We start from the raw sequence: 17,382 nt of genomic DNA on the forward strand, positions 1-17,382 counted from the left end.
TGTGGGGGAAGAAAACATGCCGGGGTTTGGCAGAGCAAACCCCGGGCAAAAGCAGCCACAAATTAACGCGGCCAGAGGTGCTGGATCAGTAACTGCACGTTGCGGTTGCCACGGAACTCGTTGACGTCCAGCTTGTAGGCCAGCTCCACTTCACGCACGCTGCTGTCGGGCCACAAAGTGGTGTCGACATTGAAAGCGATGCCGTCCAGCAGCGGGCCGCCGCCGAGTGGTTCTACCATCAGCTTCAGGTGTTTCTCACCCACCAGCCGCTGCTGCAGGATACGGAAGGTGCCGTCGAAGGTCGGTTCCGGGAAGGCTTGCCCCCAGGGGCCCCCTTCGCGTAACAGCTCCGCCGTTTCCAGCGAAAGTTCCTGCATAGCCAGTTCGCCATCAGACCAGATAACCCCTTCCAGCATCGCCGGATCGAGCCATTCCCCCACCAACTCGCCAAAGCGCTGGCGGAACTCATCGAATTTGGCCTCTTCCAGCGACAGCCCGGCCGCCATGGCGTGGCCACCGAACTTCATCATCAGCCCTGGGTTCAAGGTATCCAGCCGCTCCAGCGCATCGCGCATGTGCAGACCGGCTATCGAACGCCCGGAACCTTTCAGAATGCCTTCGCCTGCCGGTGCAAAGGCGATCACCGGGCGATGGAAGCGTTCTTTAATCCGCGAAGCCAAGATACCCACCACGCCCTGATGCCATTCCGGATGGTACATCGCCAGCCCGTAAGGCAAGGCCGTGCTGCTGCGCTCCAGTTCGTCGCACAGTTGCAAAGCTTCAACCTGCATGCCCTGCTCAATCTCACGCCGGGTCAGGTTAAGCGCATCCAGATCGTTGGCCAGCATACGCGCCTGCGCGATGTCGTCACTCAGCAACAGCGCCACGCCGATCGACATATCATCCAGTCGCCCGGCGGCATTCAGCCGCGGCCCCAGCGCAAAGCCGAGATCGTTGGCTGCCAGTTGGCGTGCGTCACGATTAGCCACTTCCAGTAACGCCTTGATGCCCGGCCGACATTTGCCGGCACGGATGCGGTTCAGCCCCTGATACACCAGAATACGGTTATTGGCGTCGAGCGGTACCACGTCGGCCACCGTACCGAGCGCGACCAAATCCAGCAGTTCCGCCAGGTTTGGCATCGCCAATGCCCGTTGTTCGAACCAGCCGTCGTCACGCAGTCGGGCACGCAGCGCCAGCATCAGATAGAAAGCTACGCCGACACCGGCCAGAGATTTGGACGGAAACTCACAGCCACGCAGATTTGGGTTGACGATCGCCTCCGCCGCCGGCAGGGTTTCCCCCGGCAGGTGGTGGTCGGTCACCAGCACCTGCATACCTTTGGCGTGAGCCACGTCTACACCGGCGTGGGAAGAGATGCCGTTATCCACGGTGAGGATCAATTCCGCACCGCGCGTTGCCGCCTGCTCTACCACTTCGGGGCTCAGGCCGTAGCCGTCTTCGAAGCGATTCGGTACCAGATAGTCGACCGCACTGCCACCCATGCTGCGCAGCGCCAGTACCGTCAACGCGGTACTGGTGGCGCCATCGGCGTCGAAGTCACCCACCACGATAATGCGGCGACTCGCGGCTAGCGCCTGTTGCAGGATCCCAACGGCGGTATCTATGCCGTCCAACTGCTGCCAGGGCAGCATGCCTTTGACGCTGCGCTCTAACTCCTGCTCAGCCTGAACGCCGCGCAGCGCGTATAAACGGCGCAGCAACGGGTGCAGGCTGGCAGGCAAATGGCTGTCGTCCGTCGCCGCACGGCGGCGTAGTTGTGTTTTGATGCTCACCGGCGATTAACCACCGGTTTTGGTTGCGGTCTGATGCGCGTCCAGCATGGCGGCCATCTCTTTCGGCCCCTGATAGCCAGGGATCATCATGCCGTTTTCCAAAATGATGGCCGGAGTGCCCTGAATACCGAACTGCACGCCGAGCGCGTAGTGTTTGCTGATGTCGGTTTTACAGGTCGCCGGAGAAACCGCATCGCCTTTCATGGCGGTATCGAAGGCCTTGGCCTTGTCGGCAGTACACCAGATTGACTGCATGTCTTTCTCGGCCTGAGAATTCAGCCCCTGACGCGGGAACGCCAGATAGCGGACGGTAATCCCCAGATCGTTATATTCTTTCATCTGCTGGTGCAGCTTGTGGCAGTAGCCACAGGTGATGTCGGTAAACACGGTGATCACGTGTTTTTGCTTTGGCGCTTTGTAGACGATCATCTGATCTTTCAGCGCTTCCAGCTTGCCAGTCAGCAGTTGGTTGGTCACGTTAACCGGCTCTTTGCCACTAACGTCGTACAGCGGGCCTTGCAGAATGTGTTTGCCGTCTTCGGTCACATACAGCACGCCGTTATCGGTCAACACGGTTTTCAAACCGGTCACCGGTGAAGGCTGCACGTCCGCCTGTTGAATGCCCAGGCTGCCAAGCGCTTTTTGGATTGCCGCATCGTCGGCATGGGCCGCGCCGGTCACTGAAGCCACCAGCAGGGAGAGCAGCATTAAACCTTTCTTCATTCTTCCAATCCTTTTGAACCCGGCGTGTCAGGCACGCGGGTGGTGCTGTTGATGTAGCTGTTTAAGTCTTTCGGTCGCTACATGCGTGTAAATTTGTGTGGTCGAGAGGTCGCTATGCCCCAATAACATCTGTACGACACGGAGATCGGCCCCATGGTTCAGCAAATGGGTGGCAAACGCGTGGCGCAGCACGTGCGGCGACAGCCTCTCGCTGTCAATGCCCGCTAGGATCGCATAGTGTTTGATGCGATGCCAGAATGTCTGTCGGGTCATTTGCTGACTGCGGTTGCTGGGAAACAGCACATCCAGCGCCTGGCCGTTGACCATCCACGGGCGACCGTGCTCCAGATAGTTTTCGATCCAGTACACCGCTTCTTCGCCCAGCGGCACCAGCCGTTCCTTATTGCCCTTGCCGATCACCCGCACCACGCCCTGGCGCAGACTGACGTCGCTGATGGTCAGCCCGACCAGCTCGGAGACCCGCAGCCCGGTAGCGTACAGCACTTCCAGCATGGCCTTGTCACGCAGCTCCAATGGCTGATCGACACAGGGCGCCTGCAGCAACGCATCGACCTGCGCCTCGCTCAGATCTTTCGGCAACCGCTGCGGCAGTTTCGGTGAGGCAAGCAGCGCGGTAGGGTCGTCGATGCGCATATTTTCGCGGTACAGGTACTGGAACAGACGACGCATGGCGCTCAGCAAACGCGCGGAGCTGGTGGCCTTGTAACCGCCCTCCACCCGTTTGGCGAGGAAAGCCTGCAGATCCAGCGCCTGCGCCTGTAACAACGAAGTGTTTTGCTGGTTCAGCCAGGCGGCCAGCGCCTGCAAATCCAGCCGATAAGAGGCCAGCGTATTTTCTGCCAGATTGCGTTCGAGCCATAGCGCATCCAGGAATTGCTCAATCAACGCACTCTCTTGCTGTTGCACGCGGTCCTCTCTTTGTTACGTTTATGCCACAGGCATTATGCCTTAAGCCGGGACAAATCGGGTATACTCGCTGCAATTCTACCTACGGCAATATAAACGGTTTAAACATGAAGATTGGTCTGTTTTACGGCTCCAGCACCTGCTACACCGAGATGGCAGCAGAAAAAATCCGTGAGATTCTGGGTGAAGACCTGGTCGACCTGCACAACCTGAAAGACGTCTCCCCCAAGCTGATGGAAGATTATTCCATCCTGATCCTCGGCATGCCAACCTGGGACTTCGGTGAGTTGCAAGAAGACTGGGAAGCGATTTGGCCACAGTTGACCACGCTGGATTTGCAGGGGAAAATCGTTGCCATGTATGGCATGGGCGATCAACTCGGTTACGGCGAATGGTTCCTCGATGCGCTCGGCATGCTGCACGATCACATTGCCCCGCTCGGGGTGCAGTTTATCGGTTTCTGGCCGATCGAAGGCTTCGAATTTACCAGCCCGAAACCGCTGAGCGCCGACGGCAAACACTTTGTCGGCCTGGCGCTGGATGATGTGAATCAATACGACATGAGCGAAGACCGGCTGCAACAGTGGTGCGAACAGATCCTGCTGGAGATGGAACCGCTGCTGTAATGCCCATGGGCGCGGCAATGAACCGCGCCCAATCTGGTACTTATTTCCACAACCGGAAGCGATTTTCACCCTCGCCGCTCGGTGTTTCACTATTCAGGCGTGCCGGTTCGGCCACCTGATACCAGTCCAGCTTGCGCGTCAGCAGCATAATTCCCGCCAAAATAGCGAACAACAGCCCTGCCCCCAGTACCAGTGCGTTATCTTCCGACTGCAGCAACAGATACAGCACGCCATACAACATCAACAGGCTGGCGGCGAACAGCGCCCCCCGCAACCTGCCGCGCAGTACCGCGCTGAGGTAAAAGGCGATCAGTCCGCTGCAGGCGATACTGGTCAACAGGTAGGCGGTAGCGAAACCGAAGTGCTCGGAGAATGCCAGCAGGATCAGGTAGAACAACACCAGTGCCGCGCCAACCAGCAAATACTGAATCGGATGCACACGCAGGCCGGTCAGGGTCTCGAACAGGAAGAACGCCATAAACGTCAGGCCGATAAACAACACCGCATATTTCACCGCGCGTTCGGTCAGTTGGTAGTGATCCACCGGTTCAATCAGGCTGGTGCTGAAGGTGGGTAACTTGTCTTCGCCAAGAATTTCATCGTCGTAATGGAAAGCGCTGTTGATGTTGTTGGCAAACCAGGTGCTGCGCCAGCGGGCATTGAAGCCTTTTTCCGTCACTTTGCGTTCGTCCGGCAAGAAATTACCGAGGAAGTTCGGATGTGGCCAGTTGCTCTGCAACGTCAATTCACTGCTACGGCCGAGTGGTACCAGCGACAGGCTGCTGGTGCCCGCCAGCGTCAGGGTGAACTCGGCATCCAGCCCCGCTTTTTGCAATGCGGCCAGCGTCAGCGGCGCATGGATCCCCTGATGCAACACATTGACCTGAGTGCCCGGCTCAAAGGTCGTTTGAGACTCTGTGCCGGTCAGCGGTGAGATGCTCTTGATACCGCGTGAATCACTCAATGAAACCAGCAGGAAAGGCTGACCCACCGTCACGTTAGTGCGCTGCAAGTCCGTCAAATCCGGCTGGCCAAACTTCACCTTAAACTGCAACGGCCCCTGATACACCTGAGTCTGGTAAATGCCCAGCTTGCGCACCTCCACGTTCGGCTTGCCGTTAACCTGTAAAGTCTCCGGCAGCAGATAACGATGATGGCGAACCATTTGCACCACTTTCTGCCCCTTGTCATCCGTCTTCTCTTCCCGCTCGCTATAAGGGATGACAATCAACGGCCCCAAAATACGCTGCGCCCGGCTGGTGCTTTCGCTGACCTGCCCGACCACGCTCTGGCGGTAGCCGCTGCGCTCATCAATCACATTCATTAACTGCGTTACCGGGATGATCATTAAAATCATCAATCCCAGCAGAGTGGTTATTTTCCAAAACAGTACCGATTTCATCATCGCCGCGCTCCATGTAGGTAATAGCGCTACGATAAAAGCCTCAGGTGAAAGCCGGATGTGGTTATGTGAAGGGACGGTGAAGTCAGAGCGATAAGGTGAAAATAGCTGTCACGCCCTGCGGTTGACGGTTGTTCAACTGGATGCTGCCACGGTGCAAACGCGCCACTTCCTGCACAAAGTTCAGACCCAGGCCGCTGCTTTTCGGCTTGTCCGATCGGGCCAGCGAATAAAAACGTTCAAACACTTTGTCCAGCGCGTAATCCGGAATGCCACTGCCGTCGTCACTGACGGTAACCTGGTAGTGACCATCGAGGCGTTCGCCACGGACACTGATACTGCCGCCCGGAGGCGTAAAATCCAGCGCATTGTCGAGCAGGTTAGTCAGCGCCTGGCTGATCAGCAATCCATCTCCGCTCAGGGTGATCTCTTCTGCCACATTCACCTGCAGCAGAACGCTGCGTCGCTCTGCCTGCGCCTCTTTGCTTACCACCGCCTGACGCACCAGCGTCGCCATCGCCAGCGGAGCCAGCTCCAGTCCAGGCCGGCTCTCCAGCCGTGCCTGCACCAGCAATTTATCAACCAGTTGCTGAATGCGCGCACTCTGTTGTTCGATATTGGTCAGAAAACGCTGGGCGGTGGCCGCTGGCGGTTGTTCCTGCAACAGCTCGGCTGCACCACGGATGGCTGCCAGCGGGCTTTTCAGCTCGTGGGTCAGGGTATGCACATACTGTTCGATGTAGGCCTTGCCCTCCAGCTTCACCCGCATGCTGTCCAACGCCTGCGCCAGCTGTGTCAGCTCATGACCGCCCATTTTTGGCAACGGTACGCTTTCGCCCTTTGCCACGCCGTCAGCATAATGCACCAGCCGGCCAATTGAGCGGTTGATCCACCAGACAAAACCCAGACCGATCAGCAAGGCAATGCCCAACAACAGCGCTCCCGCCCAAAGAATGCGTCGCTCGCTGCGCTTGATCACCGGTGCCATGGTGCTGTTCGGTTTACCGACGCTGAGCACACCGATAATTTTGCCCTGCTCCATTACCGGCGCGGCGACGTACATCACCGAGCTGTCTTCATCCTGCGGATCGCTGCGCGTACTGCGCGCGCCATACTGGCCAAGCAGCGTCAAATAAACATCATTCCAGCGGGAGTAGTCCTGGCCGAGTGCCTTACCGCTGGAATCAAAAATGACCTTGCCTTGTTGATCGGTGAGATAAACGTGGTATTCGCTGCGATCCTTGCGGATACCGGCAATATTGGCACCAATCGGCCGTTGATTGAGTTGAGCAAACGCCTGTGCCAGTTGCCCGTGTGCCACGTCGGCGTGCTGCATATCCAGACGCGCGATCTGCGCCAGCAGGTTGGCGGTATCCACCAGCGTGCCTTCGGTCGCACGCCGCACGCCGGGCTTCACTTCCTGCACGAAAATGCTCAGCACGAAATAGCCCGCTACCGCCACGATCAGGAAATACCCCAACAGCAGCCGCAGGCCTATTCTCATGACTGGCGGCTCACGCTGTAGCCGAGACCGCGGTGGGTGTGGATCGGCGGTTCCGCAGGGTCGATGGCTCGCAGCTTGGCGCGCAGCGTTTTGATATGGGTGTCGACGGTGCGATCCAGGCTCTCTTCGGCCAGCGCCCAGACGCTTTCCATCAATTGTTGGCGTGAGAATACCCGGCCGGGTGCCAGCAACAGGGTTTTCAACAGCAGAAATTCGTAACGGGTCAGCGGCAGTGGCTGCTGATGGTAATAGATGGCCGCGGCCTGTTCATCCAGGCCAAAAGGACCGAAGCTGTACAGAGCAGGCTGCTGCAGGCGCTGCTGTTTTTGCAGACGACGCAGAATGGTGCGCACCCGGGCGCTGACCTCTCGTGGAGAGAAGGGTTTGGCGACGTAATCATCGGCGCCGATTTCCAGCCCAATCAGGCGATCAACCTCATCGCTGCGGGCGGTGAGAAACAAAATCGGTAAATCCGCCGACTGTGATAACAGCCGACGGCAGAGTTCAAAACCATTGATGTCCGGCAGGCCAACATCGAGGATCGCCAGCGCAGGTGCCCCTTGCGCCAACGCCTGTAATGCCGGCTCACCACGTTCGAACCAGCGCACCTGAAAGCCTTCGCTTTCCAGGGTATAAATCAGCGTATCGGCAATGCTGGGTTCATCTTCCACCAGCCAGAGCGTCGGCTTCATCAGGGTTCCTCGTCATCACTGGCCGGCGGATAGAGCAACTGCTGGCGCAGATGCCGCCAATCGGCTTTGGCCATGGCATCGGATGCCAGCCACAGTCGACGGCGCTTTTTGCCCCCCACGGGTTGCAAGGTCAGCAGAATGCCGTAACGCGGCATCCAGGGCTGCTTCACCAGTTGCCATTCCTGGCCGTGCCAACCCAGACGTTGGTTTTCCAGCAGGCGTAGTTCGCCCTGCCGCGACGCAATGCGCTTTTGGCTGCGAATGCACTCAAACACCACCAGCGTCAGCAACACCAGCCAGATCGGCCCGTAGCCTTCCGGCCAGGGTGAAATCAGGATCAGCAGGATCAGTGCGCCATGTGTCAGCAGGGAAAGTAACTGGGTGCGCCAGGAAATACGGACGTCACATCGCCACTGGGCCACGGTCTTTATTTCGCGTCTGGATCAGTGTCACCATTCTCTGCAGTTCACTGTCCTGCGGAGCGCCATGATTCATCAGCCAGTTGAAGAGATCGGGATCGTCGGACTCCAGCAGGCGGATAAACAGCGCTTTGTCTGTGTCATTCAACTGGTCGTATTCATACTCGAAGAACGGCATGATGGAGATGTCCAGCTCGCGCATACCACGGCGACAAGCCCAGTGGATGCGTGCTTTGTTATTAATATCCATGTTGTTATGACTAACCTCTTTTCAGCGTGGCAACGCCATCGCAGGGTTCAACTGACACACTGTATGGCAACACCGGCGCGATATAATTCCATCAGCCAAAGATCTGTCTGCAAGGGTAACCCTTGGCCGCAAGCCTATAGAGTAACAATTTGACATACTCGCCGGGAAGGACGTTCTCTGTGTAAAGCGTAATAAGGCGCTAAATGTCAAAAAAAGCGCTGCCAGAGAAGCAAGCGTGAATAACAGTTTGCAAAGCCCGCCGCCTCTTTTACCATGGGGTCAACACACCTTCAGGTAAGCTAAACGTTAAGCAGGATCTTACTATGGCGTATAAAATTCCATTTCCACCCCGTCAGCCCTCCGCTTCTTCCCATCTACCCCTGACCCTGATCTCGCTGGAAGATTGGGCAATGGTGACTCTGAACGGGCCGGATACGGTGAAATACCTTCAGGGCCAGGTGACCGCCGATATCGAAGCGCTGCCGGCCGATAGTCATGTGTTGTGCGGCCACTGCGATGCCAAGGGCAAAATGTGGAGCAATCTGCGTTTGTTCCATCGCGGTGAAGGCTTTGCCTATCTGGAACGCCGCAGCGTGCTGGACAGCCAACTGGCAGAAATCAAGAAGTACGCAGTGTTTTCCAAACTCACCATTGCCGCCGACAACGAAGCCGTCTTATTGGGCGTCGCCGGTTTTCAGGCACGTGCGGCGCTGGCGGGGGTGTTCAACAGCCTGCCGGATGCTGAACATCAGGTGGTGCAGGACGGTGAAACCACGCTGTTGCACTTCTCTTTACCGGCGGAACGTTTTCTGCTGGTTACCACCGCTGCCATTGCCGAACAGTTGGCTGACAAGCTGCACGAACAGGCAGAACTGAACGACAGTCAACAGTGGCTGACGCTGGATATCGAAGCCGGTTACCCGGTAATTGATACCGCCAACAGCGGGCAATTGATCCCACAGGCCACCAACCTGCAGGCGCTGGAAGGCATCAGTTTCAGCAAGGGTTGCTACACCGGTCAGGAAATGGTGGCTCGTGCCAAGTTCCGCGGTGCCAACAAGCGTGCGTTGTACTGGCTGGAAGGCAAAGCCGGGCGAGTGCCACAGGCCGCTGAAGACGTGGAGTTGCAACTGGGTGAGAACTGGCGCCGTACCGGTACGGTGCTGAGTGCTGCCAAGCTGGCCGACGGCACCCTGTGGGTACAGGTAGTGTTGAATAACGATCTGGATGCCGACAGCAAGCTACGGGTTCGCGATGATGCCGCCAGCCAACTGGCCATCAAACCGCTGCCGTATTCGTTGATAGAAGAAAAATAGGGGCAGTTCAGAGCTTCTTAACCTATCCGCAATAGATTTCGCACTGCAGCCAGCAACGCTGCGGTGCGAAAGATATCAGCGGAGATCAGACGTACAGATAAATAGCCATAAAATGGCACAGGCTGCCGCCGAGCACGAAACCATGCCAAATGGCGTGACCGAAGCGGAAACGTTTGGAAGCATAGAAGATCACTCCCAGGGTATAAACCACGCCCCCCACCGCCAACAGCGTCACGCCGCCCAACGCCAGACGGGTCGCCAGCTGATAAATCACGATCAGCGACAGCCAGCCCATGGTCAGATAGGTCACCAACGACAGCGCTTCAAAACGGTGGGCAAAGGCCAGCTTGAACAATACGCCCAGCAGCGCCAACCCCCAGATTACCGCCATCAGCCCTTTTGCCAACGGTGAGTTCAGCCCCACCAACAAAAATGGCGTGTAGGTACCGGCAATCAAAAGATAAATGGCGCAGTGGTCAAATTTTTTCAGCCAGTGCTTGGCCTTTTGGTGGGGAATGGCATGGTAGAGCGTGGAGGCAAGGAACAGCAGGATCATGCTGCCGCCATAGAGACTGTAACTGGCGATGGCCGTCACATCAGCGCCGGTATCGACCGCCTGAACTAACAGCAGAACCAGACCGACAATGCCGAAAACCAGACCGATGCCATGACTGATACTATTAGCGATCTCTTCCGCCCACGGATAGGCCGCAGCGGCAATTTTTTCGCTACCGGCTTTTACTACGCCCGTTTTTCCCATAAAGCACAACCCCTCAAAACAGCCAACATTGTTCGAAATTACCGCAAAGCAGCTTAACTGAGAATAATTTCAGTGTACACGTGTACGCTAAAATAAAACTGTGTGCGCGTGTAACCATCGAAATCCCTCGCCCTCTGGTCTACAATCGTTCGGCTTCAACCCATCTACCTTGAGGTTTACACCATGTCATCCGCTGTACCCGCGTTAGATTTCGGCTCCATGACCCAGGTCATCCAGTTCCTGATGGAAATCGACAAGTTGAAAAGCGTGCAACGCCGCACCAAAGTGCTGGGCACCCAACGCCAGGAAAACTCCGCCGAACATAGCTGGCACTTTGCTATTGGCGCCCTGAGCCTGGCGCCTTACGCCGGTGAAGGCGTGGATATCCAACGGGTGATCCAGATGGCGCTGCTGCATGACATCGTTGAGATCGATGCCGGTGACGTGCTGGTCTACGATCTGGCGGCCCGCGCAGCGATCCATGATAAAGAAGTGGCGGCAGCCCGCCGGTTGTTCGGTATGCTGCCAGACACTCAGCGCGAGTATTTCACCGCTTTATGGCAGGAATATGAAGATGGCGAGAGCGCCGACGCACGTTTCGCACTGGTGCTGGATCGCACCATGCCGATGCTGATGAACCTGCATAACGAAGGCCAAAGCTGGGTCGAAAATGGCATCAGTCTGGAGCAGGTGCTGTCGCGTAACGCGGCCATTGCCGATGTCCAGCCAGAGCTGTGGAAGTACCTGCTGCAACACCTGCAGGACGCTCAGCGCAAAGGTTGGCTGAAGTAACGCTGCTGCTGTTGAGACAAGCCGGGTGATCCTCTCACCCGGCAAGCCATTCACAACGGCTTGTGGGCCGTTTCCTTTGCGGCAATCACCGCCCACAGCGTGATCAACAACGCCACCACCACATAGGCCGAGATCGCCAGCGTGCTGTCGTAAGACTTGAATAACGATGCGATAATCAAGGGTGCAAAACCACCACCGATAATACCTGCCAGCGTATAAGCCAACGACGATCCCGCATAGCGCACCCGGGTCGGGAACTGTTCGGTGATAAAAGCCGCCTGCGGGCCGTACATCGCCGCATGGATCAACAACCCCACCACCACCGCCAGGCAGATCAGCACCGGCTGGCTACTGTCGAGCAGCATAAAGAACACAAATGCCCAAACCATCGCCGCCAGCGCCCCGCCGATATACACCGGTCGACGGCCAAAGCGATCGGACAGTGCGCCAAACATCGGTACAGTAATCGCGTTACCGATCGCCCCCAACATGGTAGCGGCCAACGCCAGCGGGCGCGGCAGGTTCAGTACCGTGGTGACATAAGTCAGGGTAAAGACCACCACCAGCGCATACAGCACATCGGAACCGATACGCGAACCACCGGCGATCAACAATGGACGCCGATACTGGCTGAAGACCTCGCGGATCGGCGAATGGGTAACATCTTTGGATGCCTCCAGTTTCAGAAACGCCGGCGTTTCCCCCACCCCACGGCGCAGCCACAGGCCAAATACCACCAACACCAGGCTAAGCAGGAAAGGAATACGCCAACCCCACTGCTGGAAATCTTCTGCCGACATAGCCACCGTCACCAGCGTAATCAAGCCGGTACCGATCAAGGTACCGCAGGAAGGACCGACCTGAGCAAAGGAGGCGTTACGCCCACGCTGATGAGGTTTGCCATGCTCCATCGACAGCAATACGGCCCCCGCCCATTCGCCCCCCAGCGCAATCCCCTGAATAAAGCGCAGCGTGACCAACAGCAGTGGGCTCCAAATGCCCCAACTGGCATAACCCGGCAGCAGCCCCATCAGCGCGGTCGTCACGCCCATGATCACCAGCGTGGTCACCAGGACAAAACGGCGCCCCAGCACGTCGCCGAGATGACCAAACACGATGCCGCCAATCGGCCGTGAAACATAACCGACCGCGTAGGTGGAAAACGCCAAAATAGTGCCCACCAGCGGATCGAATGACGGGAAAAACACGTGGTTGAAAATCAGCGCCGCCATGATGTTGTAGACGGTGAAGTCATACCATTCCAGTGCGGTGCCGATCGAACTGGCCGCGGCCAGCTTGCCGGTATTAGGTGGATGCGCGGCAGTATCGTCGGCAGATAAATCCGCGGTCGGTGTTTCCGTGGTTGAAGTGCTCATGATGACAGCTCCTGCGTGGTCAGTTGCCAGCCAAGGGCATAATGCACCGCATCGGTGGCGGGGATTTTCAAGTGGAGACAGGCCAGCTCATTCAGCCGCTGGCCGGCTTCGGCACTGCTGCTTTCGATCAACAGCATCGGCAACAACTGGCGATTTTCCCGCGACTCTTTCGGCAGCGGTGAGCTGAGTTCAACATCCGGCGACAGCAGGCTGCTGCGCACAAAACCGGGTTGCTCGGCCAGCATAGTCCCCAAATGATGAATACCGGCTTTCAGGACTTCCGGTGCCGCCGGCTCCAGGGTAACAATGGCCAAATGGCTGCCGCAGCCCTGCCCGGTCACCGCCTCTACCGCACAGACCCGGCGCATTGGGTCGCGCATTTTGTCGAGGCTCGCCACCGACCAGGGGGTCTGTTGGTTAAACGCGGCGCGGTAAGCCGCCGAGGTAAAACTGGCCAGGGATTCGGTTTTATACAGCCCCAGGTATTTACGCCCGCCTTGTAGCGCCTGATAACGCGTGCCCGACAAAAAGCCGGGCACCCGCACCCGCTCTTCCACGTGCTCACGGTCGTACCACTGATTGAAATCCGCCTCGTCCTGCGCGGCGACATCTGTTGCAACAAACAGCATTCCGTTCGGGGAACCGGTCATGGGTACTCTCCTGTTAGCTCAAAGTAAGGCGGGGTCGCACCCCACCGGAAAATCACACCTCGGTGAGGCAACGTTCGATCGCCAGCGCCCAACCCAGCAGCGCCTCGTCCTGCAAGGGCAACCCGGCCAGCATCAGGCCAACCGGCGCCGCTCCGGGCGATTGGCAGGGCAGCGACAGCGCACAACCGTCGAGAAAGTTGATCACCGAAGGGTTACGCAGCGCAGCGCCGTTGATACGAAAATAAGCGTCTTCATCCGCTTCCAACTCGGCAATGGTTGGCGCAACCATAGGCACCGTCGGCATCAATAGTGCGTCAAACCCTTGCACTACAGCCGTCACCCGCCATTGCCAATCGGCACGCAGCAACTGCAATTGCTGCAGATCCTGCTCATCGAGCAACTGTCCGCGACGAATACGTGACAGCACCCGTGGGTCATAGCCATCGGCATGTTCGGCAATCAGCGGCTGATGCCAGCGCCAGGACTCCAGCGCACTGAAACCACCGGCGGCGTTGATCGTCGCCAGCTCGCCAAACTCATGACAGGGAATAAATTCAATCTGTGCCCCGGCCTGCTCCAGCCGCTGGACGCTGAGATGAAAGGCGGCGGTGACCTCATCGTCCAGGCCATCCAGCACCAATGTTTGGGGCACGGCAAAACGCGCCTGACTCAAGGTTTTCTGCTGCGGATGCAGTGGTAGATCGGCTATCGCCGCATCCAGCGCTATGCAACCAGCAACGTCATGAGCGATCACGCCGATCGAATCCAGTGAGGGCGACAACGGCAGCAGACCGTGGCTGCTGATACGACGGGCGGTGGGTTTATAGCCGGTCAGGCCGCAGAAGGCCGCCGGAATACGTACCGAGCCACCGGTGTCGCTGCCTATCGCGCCCCAACACATGCCGTCAGCCACCGCAACCGCCGCCCCCGAAGACGAACCACCGGGAATGCGGCGAGCAGAGCGATCCCAAGGATTGGCAGGCGTGCCGTAGTGGGGATTGATCCCCAGCCCTGAATAGGCAAACTCGGTCATGTTGGTTTTGCCGATCACCACCGCGCCAGCCTGCAACAACCGCGCCACCACGGCGGAATGGCGGTTAGCCACCGGCGCATCGGCCAGCACCCGCGACCCGGCGGTGGTGACTTCCCCGGCGACGTCAAACAGGTCTTTGACCGACACCGGTACGCCATCCAGTGTCGACAGAGGATCACCCGCCGCACGCCGTCGATCGGCCGCCAGTGCCTGCTGCTGTGCCCAGTCGCTATAAACATGGGTAAAAGTGCGAGAGCCCTCACCCTGGTCGTCGGCAATTTGCGCCAGCGCAGCGGTAGCCAACTGCACAGCCGTTAATTCACCGTTGGTCAACCCGGCAACGACCTGCGTTAAAGTCAGTTTTTCCATCACGCCACCACCGGCAGTTCAATACTGCGATAGCTATGACTGATAGTTCGCCCCAGCACTTCGTCCACCAGTTCCATACGGAATTCGACCGCCGGTCGGATACCGCCAATCGCCGCCACCGTGCCGCAGGCCATCGCCAGACCGTCACGCGGCTGAGGTACCGTCAGCCCACTCTCGGGCACCTGCTGACCACTCAGATAACGATCCAGCAGATCGCCAGGAGTACGCAGGCTGGCAAGGTAACCCTGCTGATAAAGCCGGAACTCACCGTCCTCTTTGATCCAGGATCGCAGGATCAACGAGTCCCAATGTGCGATCACTTCTCGCAAGGGCCAGGCGGCACGTGCTACTGGCTTGACGCAAATTTGCTTGGACAGCGCTACGCTGTGCGCCTCCAGTTGACGATCGGTATGATCCGAGGCCAGCGAAACAAACAGCTCGCCGCGATGAGTGAAGATCAGCGGTTCCGCTTCGCCGGAGCTGGCATTGCCGATCACTTCAATGCAGTCGCTCTGGCTAAGCTGATTAACAGCCACCCGATAAAACAGTGGGATTGCACTGGGTTGGGGCACACCCAGCGCCGCCAACTCCCTAATATGGTGCAGGATTGCCTCGCGATCGCGGCCGGTCCAGCCGGCAATCACCAGATGATCGATCTCAACATCCAGCACCCCGGCACCGCTGGATTCAGGTAAAGTGAAGGTCAGTCTCATGGCGTTTGTGCCTCTTTGGTTAAAATACTGTGAAATTTCACTATATCTTTAGTTACCAAATAAGCGATTTCCGTGCCATGTTTTTGTGTACTATGTCTAAAAACTTTCTTCTTGCAGGAGCAGAACGTGATGACCCTTGACGCAGAGAGCCAGGAACTCCCGACGGCAGAGGAAGCCGGAATATCGCTGAATGAACTGGCCTACCGGCGCTTTAAGCAGGCGCTGGTGACGTTAAGCTACAAACCTGGTGAATATCTCAATACCGCGCAGGTGATGAGTGAGCTGGATATGGGCAGAACGCCGATCAATCAGGCGATCCACCGGCTGGCCAATGAAGGGTTACTACAGGTGATCCCGCGTAAAGGGGTGATGGTCTCGCCGCTGTCGATGGATGACGCACTGGAACTGATTGAAGTGCGACTGGCCAATGAAATGCTGTGTATGCGACTGGCTAGCAAGCGAATTACCGAACCGCAGATCGCCGCACTGACGGCCCTCAATCAACAGATCGAAGCCGCCAGCCAGCGCCGTGACCGGGTACAGATGATGACGCTGGACCACCAGTTCCACCAGCAGCTGGCGCAGATCGCCGGGAATAATATGCTGGCGGACATCCTGAGCGTGCTGCACGCCAGAGCACAGCGTTTCTGGGCCAGCACGCTGTCACGCGAAGGCCATATGCGGGAGGTGATCGAAGAACATCGGGCGATTATCGCCGCTCTGGCAGCACAGGACGACGCCGCCGCGGCCAATGCGGCAGAGGCGCACATTCTGTCTTTCCGCAGTGCGCTGCTGCATGAGGGCTGATTGGAGAGAGGTAATGTCGTATCAAAAACCCGGCGCGCCTAAAGCTACCGGGTTTTAAACTGCAGGATAAACAGCTACGGATAGATAATTTTACTCTTCGAGCTCTTGGCCTTTCAACATAGCGGCACGCAAGACCGCGTTCAAACGCTTCTGGTAGCCCTTACCCGGTCTCTGGAGCCATTCCAAAATGTCAGCATCAATTCTGACTGTTTTTGATACCTTCATCGGTTTGTAGAACCGCCCCTGTAATGCCGTTCCCCATTGCTCATCGCTAAGCGCGGGGGCGTCACCATAGTCAATCCCATCATCCGGCATAACCCTCAAGGAGGCTATCTGCGCTTTTTGCTCCTCCGTCAGGGGAGGAAGCACGCTATGCTGCACATTCCTAACCGAATTTTTGCGTTTCATACTTCCCCCTTTCTCGTGCATCCGCTTTGCGGGCTGAAATGATACGGATAACCTCAATAACGTCGCCGTCAGCGGCCGCCGGAGGCCTCGATAAAGCTGCCGGTGACGTAAGAAGCGGCATCGGACAGCAGCCAGGCGATGGCTTCCGCCACTTCTTCCGGCGTGCCACCACGCTGCATCGGCAGGTTGCCCTTCACCCGATCAACACGGCCCGGCTCACCGCCGCTGGCATGCATCTCGGTGTAAATACAGCCCGGTCGCACCGAGTTAACGCGAATCCCCTGCGCTGCCACTTCCAACGCCAGTCCGGTGGTCAGTGTGTCGACCGCCCCCTTCGAGGCAGCGTAGTCGATATACTCCCAGGGTGCCCCTAAGCGAGAGGCGGCGGAAGAGACGTTGACGATAGCCCCGCCCTGCCCACCATGACGCTGCGCCATGCGCTTCACCGCTTCGCGGCAGCAAAGGAAATAGCCGGTGACGTTGGTGCTCAGCACTTTGTTGATACGTTCGGCGGTCAATTGCTCAATGCTGGTCTGTTGAAACAGAATACCGGCATTGTTGACCAGCGCACTAATAGGACCGAGGGTGGCATCCAGTTCGGCAAACATCGCGACCACCTGGCTTTCATCACCAATATCGGCCTGCAACGCCAGCGCCCGGCCGCCCAGGGAGGTTATCTCTTCGACCACCTGTTGCGCCGCAGCCTCATCCTTCAGATAGTTAACGCCCACTGCGTAGCCCTGACGGGCCAGCAGCAGTGCCGTGGCGCGGCCAATACCCCGGCTGGCACCGGTGACCAATGCAACTTTAGTCATGCTG

19 protein-coding genes are annotated in these 17,382 nt (G+C 57.8%); 4 read left to right on the forward strand and 15 right to left on the reverse strand.

What is annotated here, in order from left to right; translation table 11 throughout:
- Positions 1-62 precede the first annotated feature (62 nt).
- The 3 genes from recJ to xerD are packed head-to-tail and all read right to left on the reverse strand — an operon-like array spanning position 63 to position 3,446.
- Positions 63-1,796: a single-stranded-DNA-specific exonuclease RecJ gene (recJ, locus tag NHG65_RS21225; protein ID WP_099063838.1), complete on the reverse strand. Its 1,734-nt coding sequence runs from the start codon at positions 1,794-1,796 to the stop codon at positions 63-65.
- Positions 1,797-1,802: 6 nt separating this feature from the next.
- On the reverse strand, positions 1,803-2,519 hold the full coding sequence (gene dsbC, locus NHG65_RS21230) for a bifunctional protein-disulfide isomerase/oxidoreductase DsbC (protein WP_099063839.1): 717 nt from the start codon (positions 2,517-2,519) through the stop codon (positions 1,803-1,805).
- A gap of 27 nt (positions 2,520-2,546) precedes the next feature.
- Positions 2,547-3,446: a site-specific tyrosine recombinase XerD gene (gene xerD, locus NHG65_RS21235; RefSeq protein ID WP_099063840.1), complete on the reverse strand. Its 900-nt coding sequence runs from the start codon at positions 3,444-3,446 to the stop codon at positions 2,547-2,549.
- A 107-nt stretch (positions 3,447-3,553) separates the two neighbouring features.
- Here xerD and fldB point away from each other — a divergent pair, with 107 nt between their 5' ends.
- Positions 3,554-4,072 carry a flavodoxin FldB gene (fldB, locus tag NHG65_RS21240; RefSeq protein WP_085118696.1) on the forward strand — a complete coding sequence of 173 codons (519 nt, stop codon included), beginning with the start codon at positions 3,554-3,556 and terminating at the stop codon, positions 4,070-4,072.
- A 40-nt stretch (positions 4,073-4,112) separates the two neighbouring features.
- Here the strand turns inward: fldB and creD are convergent, their stop codons facing one another.
- The 5 genes from creD to sdhE form a co-directional block, all read right to left on the reverse strand.
- Entirely contained in the window at positions 4,113-5,477 is a 1,365-nt protein-coding gene (gene creD / locus NHG65_RS21245; protein WP_499182645.1) for a cell envelope integrity protein CreD, read from the reverse strand.
- A gap of 82 nt (positions 5,478-5,559) precedes the next feature.
- Positions 5,560-6,978: a two-component system sensor histidine kinase CreC gene (gene creC, locus NHG65_RS21250; RefSeq protein ID WP_499182646.1), complete on the reverse strand. Its 1,419-nt coding sequence runs from the start codon at positions 6,976-6,978 to the stop codon at positions 5,560-5,562.
- Positions 6,975-7,670: a two-component system response regulator CreB gene (creB, locus tag NHG65_RS21255; RefSeq protein ID WP_085118700.1), complete on the reverse strand. Its 696-nt coding sequence runs from the start codon at positions 7,668-7,670 to the stop codon at positions 6,975-6,977. Before creB ends, creC begins: the two co-directional genes overlap by 4 nt.
- Complete coding sequence (locus NHG65_RS21260; protein ID WP_099063843.1) at positions 7,670-8,092, reverse strand: protein YgfX; 423 nt, start codon at positions 8,090-8,092, stop codon at positions 7,670-7,672. The genes creB and NHG65_RS21260 overlap by 1 nt, the downstream gene beginning before the upstream one ends.
- Positions 8,073-8,339 (reverse strand): FAD assembly factor SdhE, encoded by a 267-nt coding sequence (gene sdhE / locus NHG65_RS21265; RefSeq protein ID WP_037418284.1) that lies wholly within the window; start codon positions 8,337-8,339, stop codon positions 8,073-8,075. The genes NHG65_RS21260 and sdhE overlap by 20 nt, the downstream gene beginning before the upstream one ends.
- Positions 8,340-8,662: 323 nt before the next feature.
- On the opposite strand from sdhE, the gene ygfZ reads away from it, so the two are divergent.
- The gene (gene ygfZ / locus NHG65_RS21270) at positions 8,663-9,655 is read left to right on the forward strand and encodes a tRNA-modifying protein YgfZ (protein WP_099063844.1); all 993 of its coding nucleotides are present in this window, start codon (positions 8,663-8,665) and stop codon (positions 9,653-9,655) included.
- 85 nt (positions 9,656-9,740) lie between these two features.
- On the opposite strand, the gene trhA is transcribed toward ygfZ, so the two are convergent.
- Positions 9,741-10,415 (reverse strand): PAQR family membrane homeostasis protein TrhA, encoded by a 675-nt coding sequence (gene trhA, locus NHG65_RS21275; protein WP_085118705.1) that lies wholly within the window; start codon positions 10,413-10,415, stop codon positions 9,741-9,743.
- Between the two features lie 183 nt (positions 10,416-10,598).
- Here trhA and NHG65_RS21280 point away from each other — a divergent pair, with 183 nt between their 5' ends.
- Positions 10,599-11,207 carry an HD domain-containing protein gene (locus NHG65_RS21280; RefSeq protein WP_099063845.1) on the forward strand — a complete coding sequence of 203 codons (609 nt, stop codon included), beginning with the start codon at positions 10,599-10,601 and terminating at the stop codon, positions 11,205-11,207.
- Between the two features lie 50 nt (positions 11,208-11,257).
- On the opposite strand, the gene NHG65_RS21285 is transcribed toward NHG65_RS21280, so the two are convergent.
- From NHG65_RS21285 to NHG65_RS21300, 4 genes are read right to left on the reverse strand one after another with little or no spacing between them, the layout of a single operon-like run.
- Positions 11,258-12,583 (reverse strand): MFS transporter, encoded by a 1,326-nt coding sequence (locus NHG65_RS21285; RefSeq protein ID WP_499182647.1) that lies wholly within the window; start codon positions 12,581-12,583, stop codon positions 11,258-11,260.
- Positions 12,580-13,233: a DUF4286 family protein gene (locus NHG65_RS21290; RefSeq protein ID WP_219016888.1), complete on the reverse strand. Its 654-nt coding sequence runs from the start codon at positions 13,231-13,233 to the stop codon at positions 12,580-12,582. Before NHG65_RS21290 ends, NHG65_RS21285 begins: the two co-directional genes overlap by 4 nt.
- Before the next feature lie 52 nt (positions 13,234-13,285).
- Positions 13,286-14,635 carry an amidase gene (locus tag NHG65_RS21295; RefSeq protein WP_499182648.1) on the reverse strand — a complete coding sequence of 450 codons (1,350 nt, stop codon included), beginning with the start codon at positions 14,633-14,635 and terminating at the stop codon, positions 13,286-13,288.
- Entirely contained in the window at positions 14,635-15,348 is a 714-nt protein-coding gene (locus NHG65_RS21300; protein WP_219016890.1) for a DUF2848 domain-containing protein, read from the reverse strand. The genes NHG65_RS21295 and NHG65_RS21300 overlap by 1 nt, the downstream gene beginning before the upstream one ends.
- Before the next feature lie 129 nt (positions 15,349-15,477).
- On the opposite strand from NHG65_RS21300, the gene NHG65_RS21305 reads away from it, so the two are divergent.
- Positions 15,478-16,155 (forward strand): GntR family transcriptional regulator, encoded by a 678-nt coding sequence (locus NHG65_RS21305; RefSeq protein WP_129937109.1) that lies wholly within the window; start codon positions 15,478-15,480, stop codon positions 16,153-16,155.
- A 90-nt stretch (positions 16,156-16,245) separates the two neighbouring features.
- Here NHG65_RS21305 and NHG65_RS21310 read toward each other — a convergent pair whose 3' ends face one another.
- Positions 16,246-16,563, reverse strand: a complete 318-nt coding sequence (locus NHG65_RS21310; RefSeq protein WP_261416262.1) for a BrnA antitoxin family protein — start codon at positions 16,561-16,563, stop codon at positions 16,246-16,248.
- Positions 16,564-16,631: 68 nt separating this feature from the next.
- Complete coding sequence (locus tag NHG65_RS21315; protein WP_499182649.1) at positions 16,632-17,378, reverse strand: SDR family oxidoreductase; 747 nt, start codon at positions 17,376-17,378, stop codon at positions 16,632-16,634.
- Positions 17,379-17,382 lie beyond the last annotated feature (4 nt).

This window comes from Serratia myotis (assembly GCF_027474885.1).
Taxonomy (GTDB): Bacteria; Pseudomonadota; Gammaproteobacteria; order Enterobacterales; family Enterobacteriaceae; genus Serratia; species Serratia proteamaculans.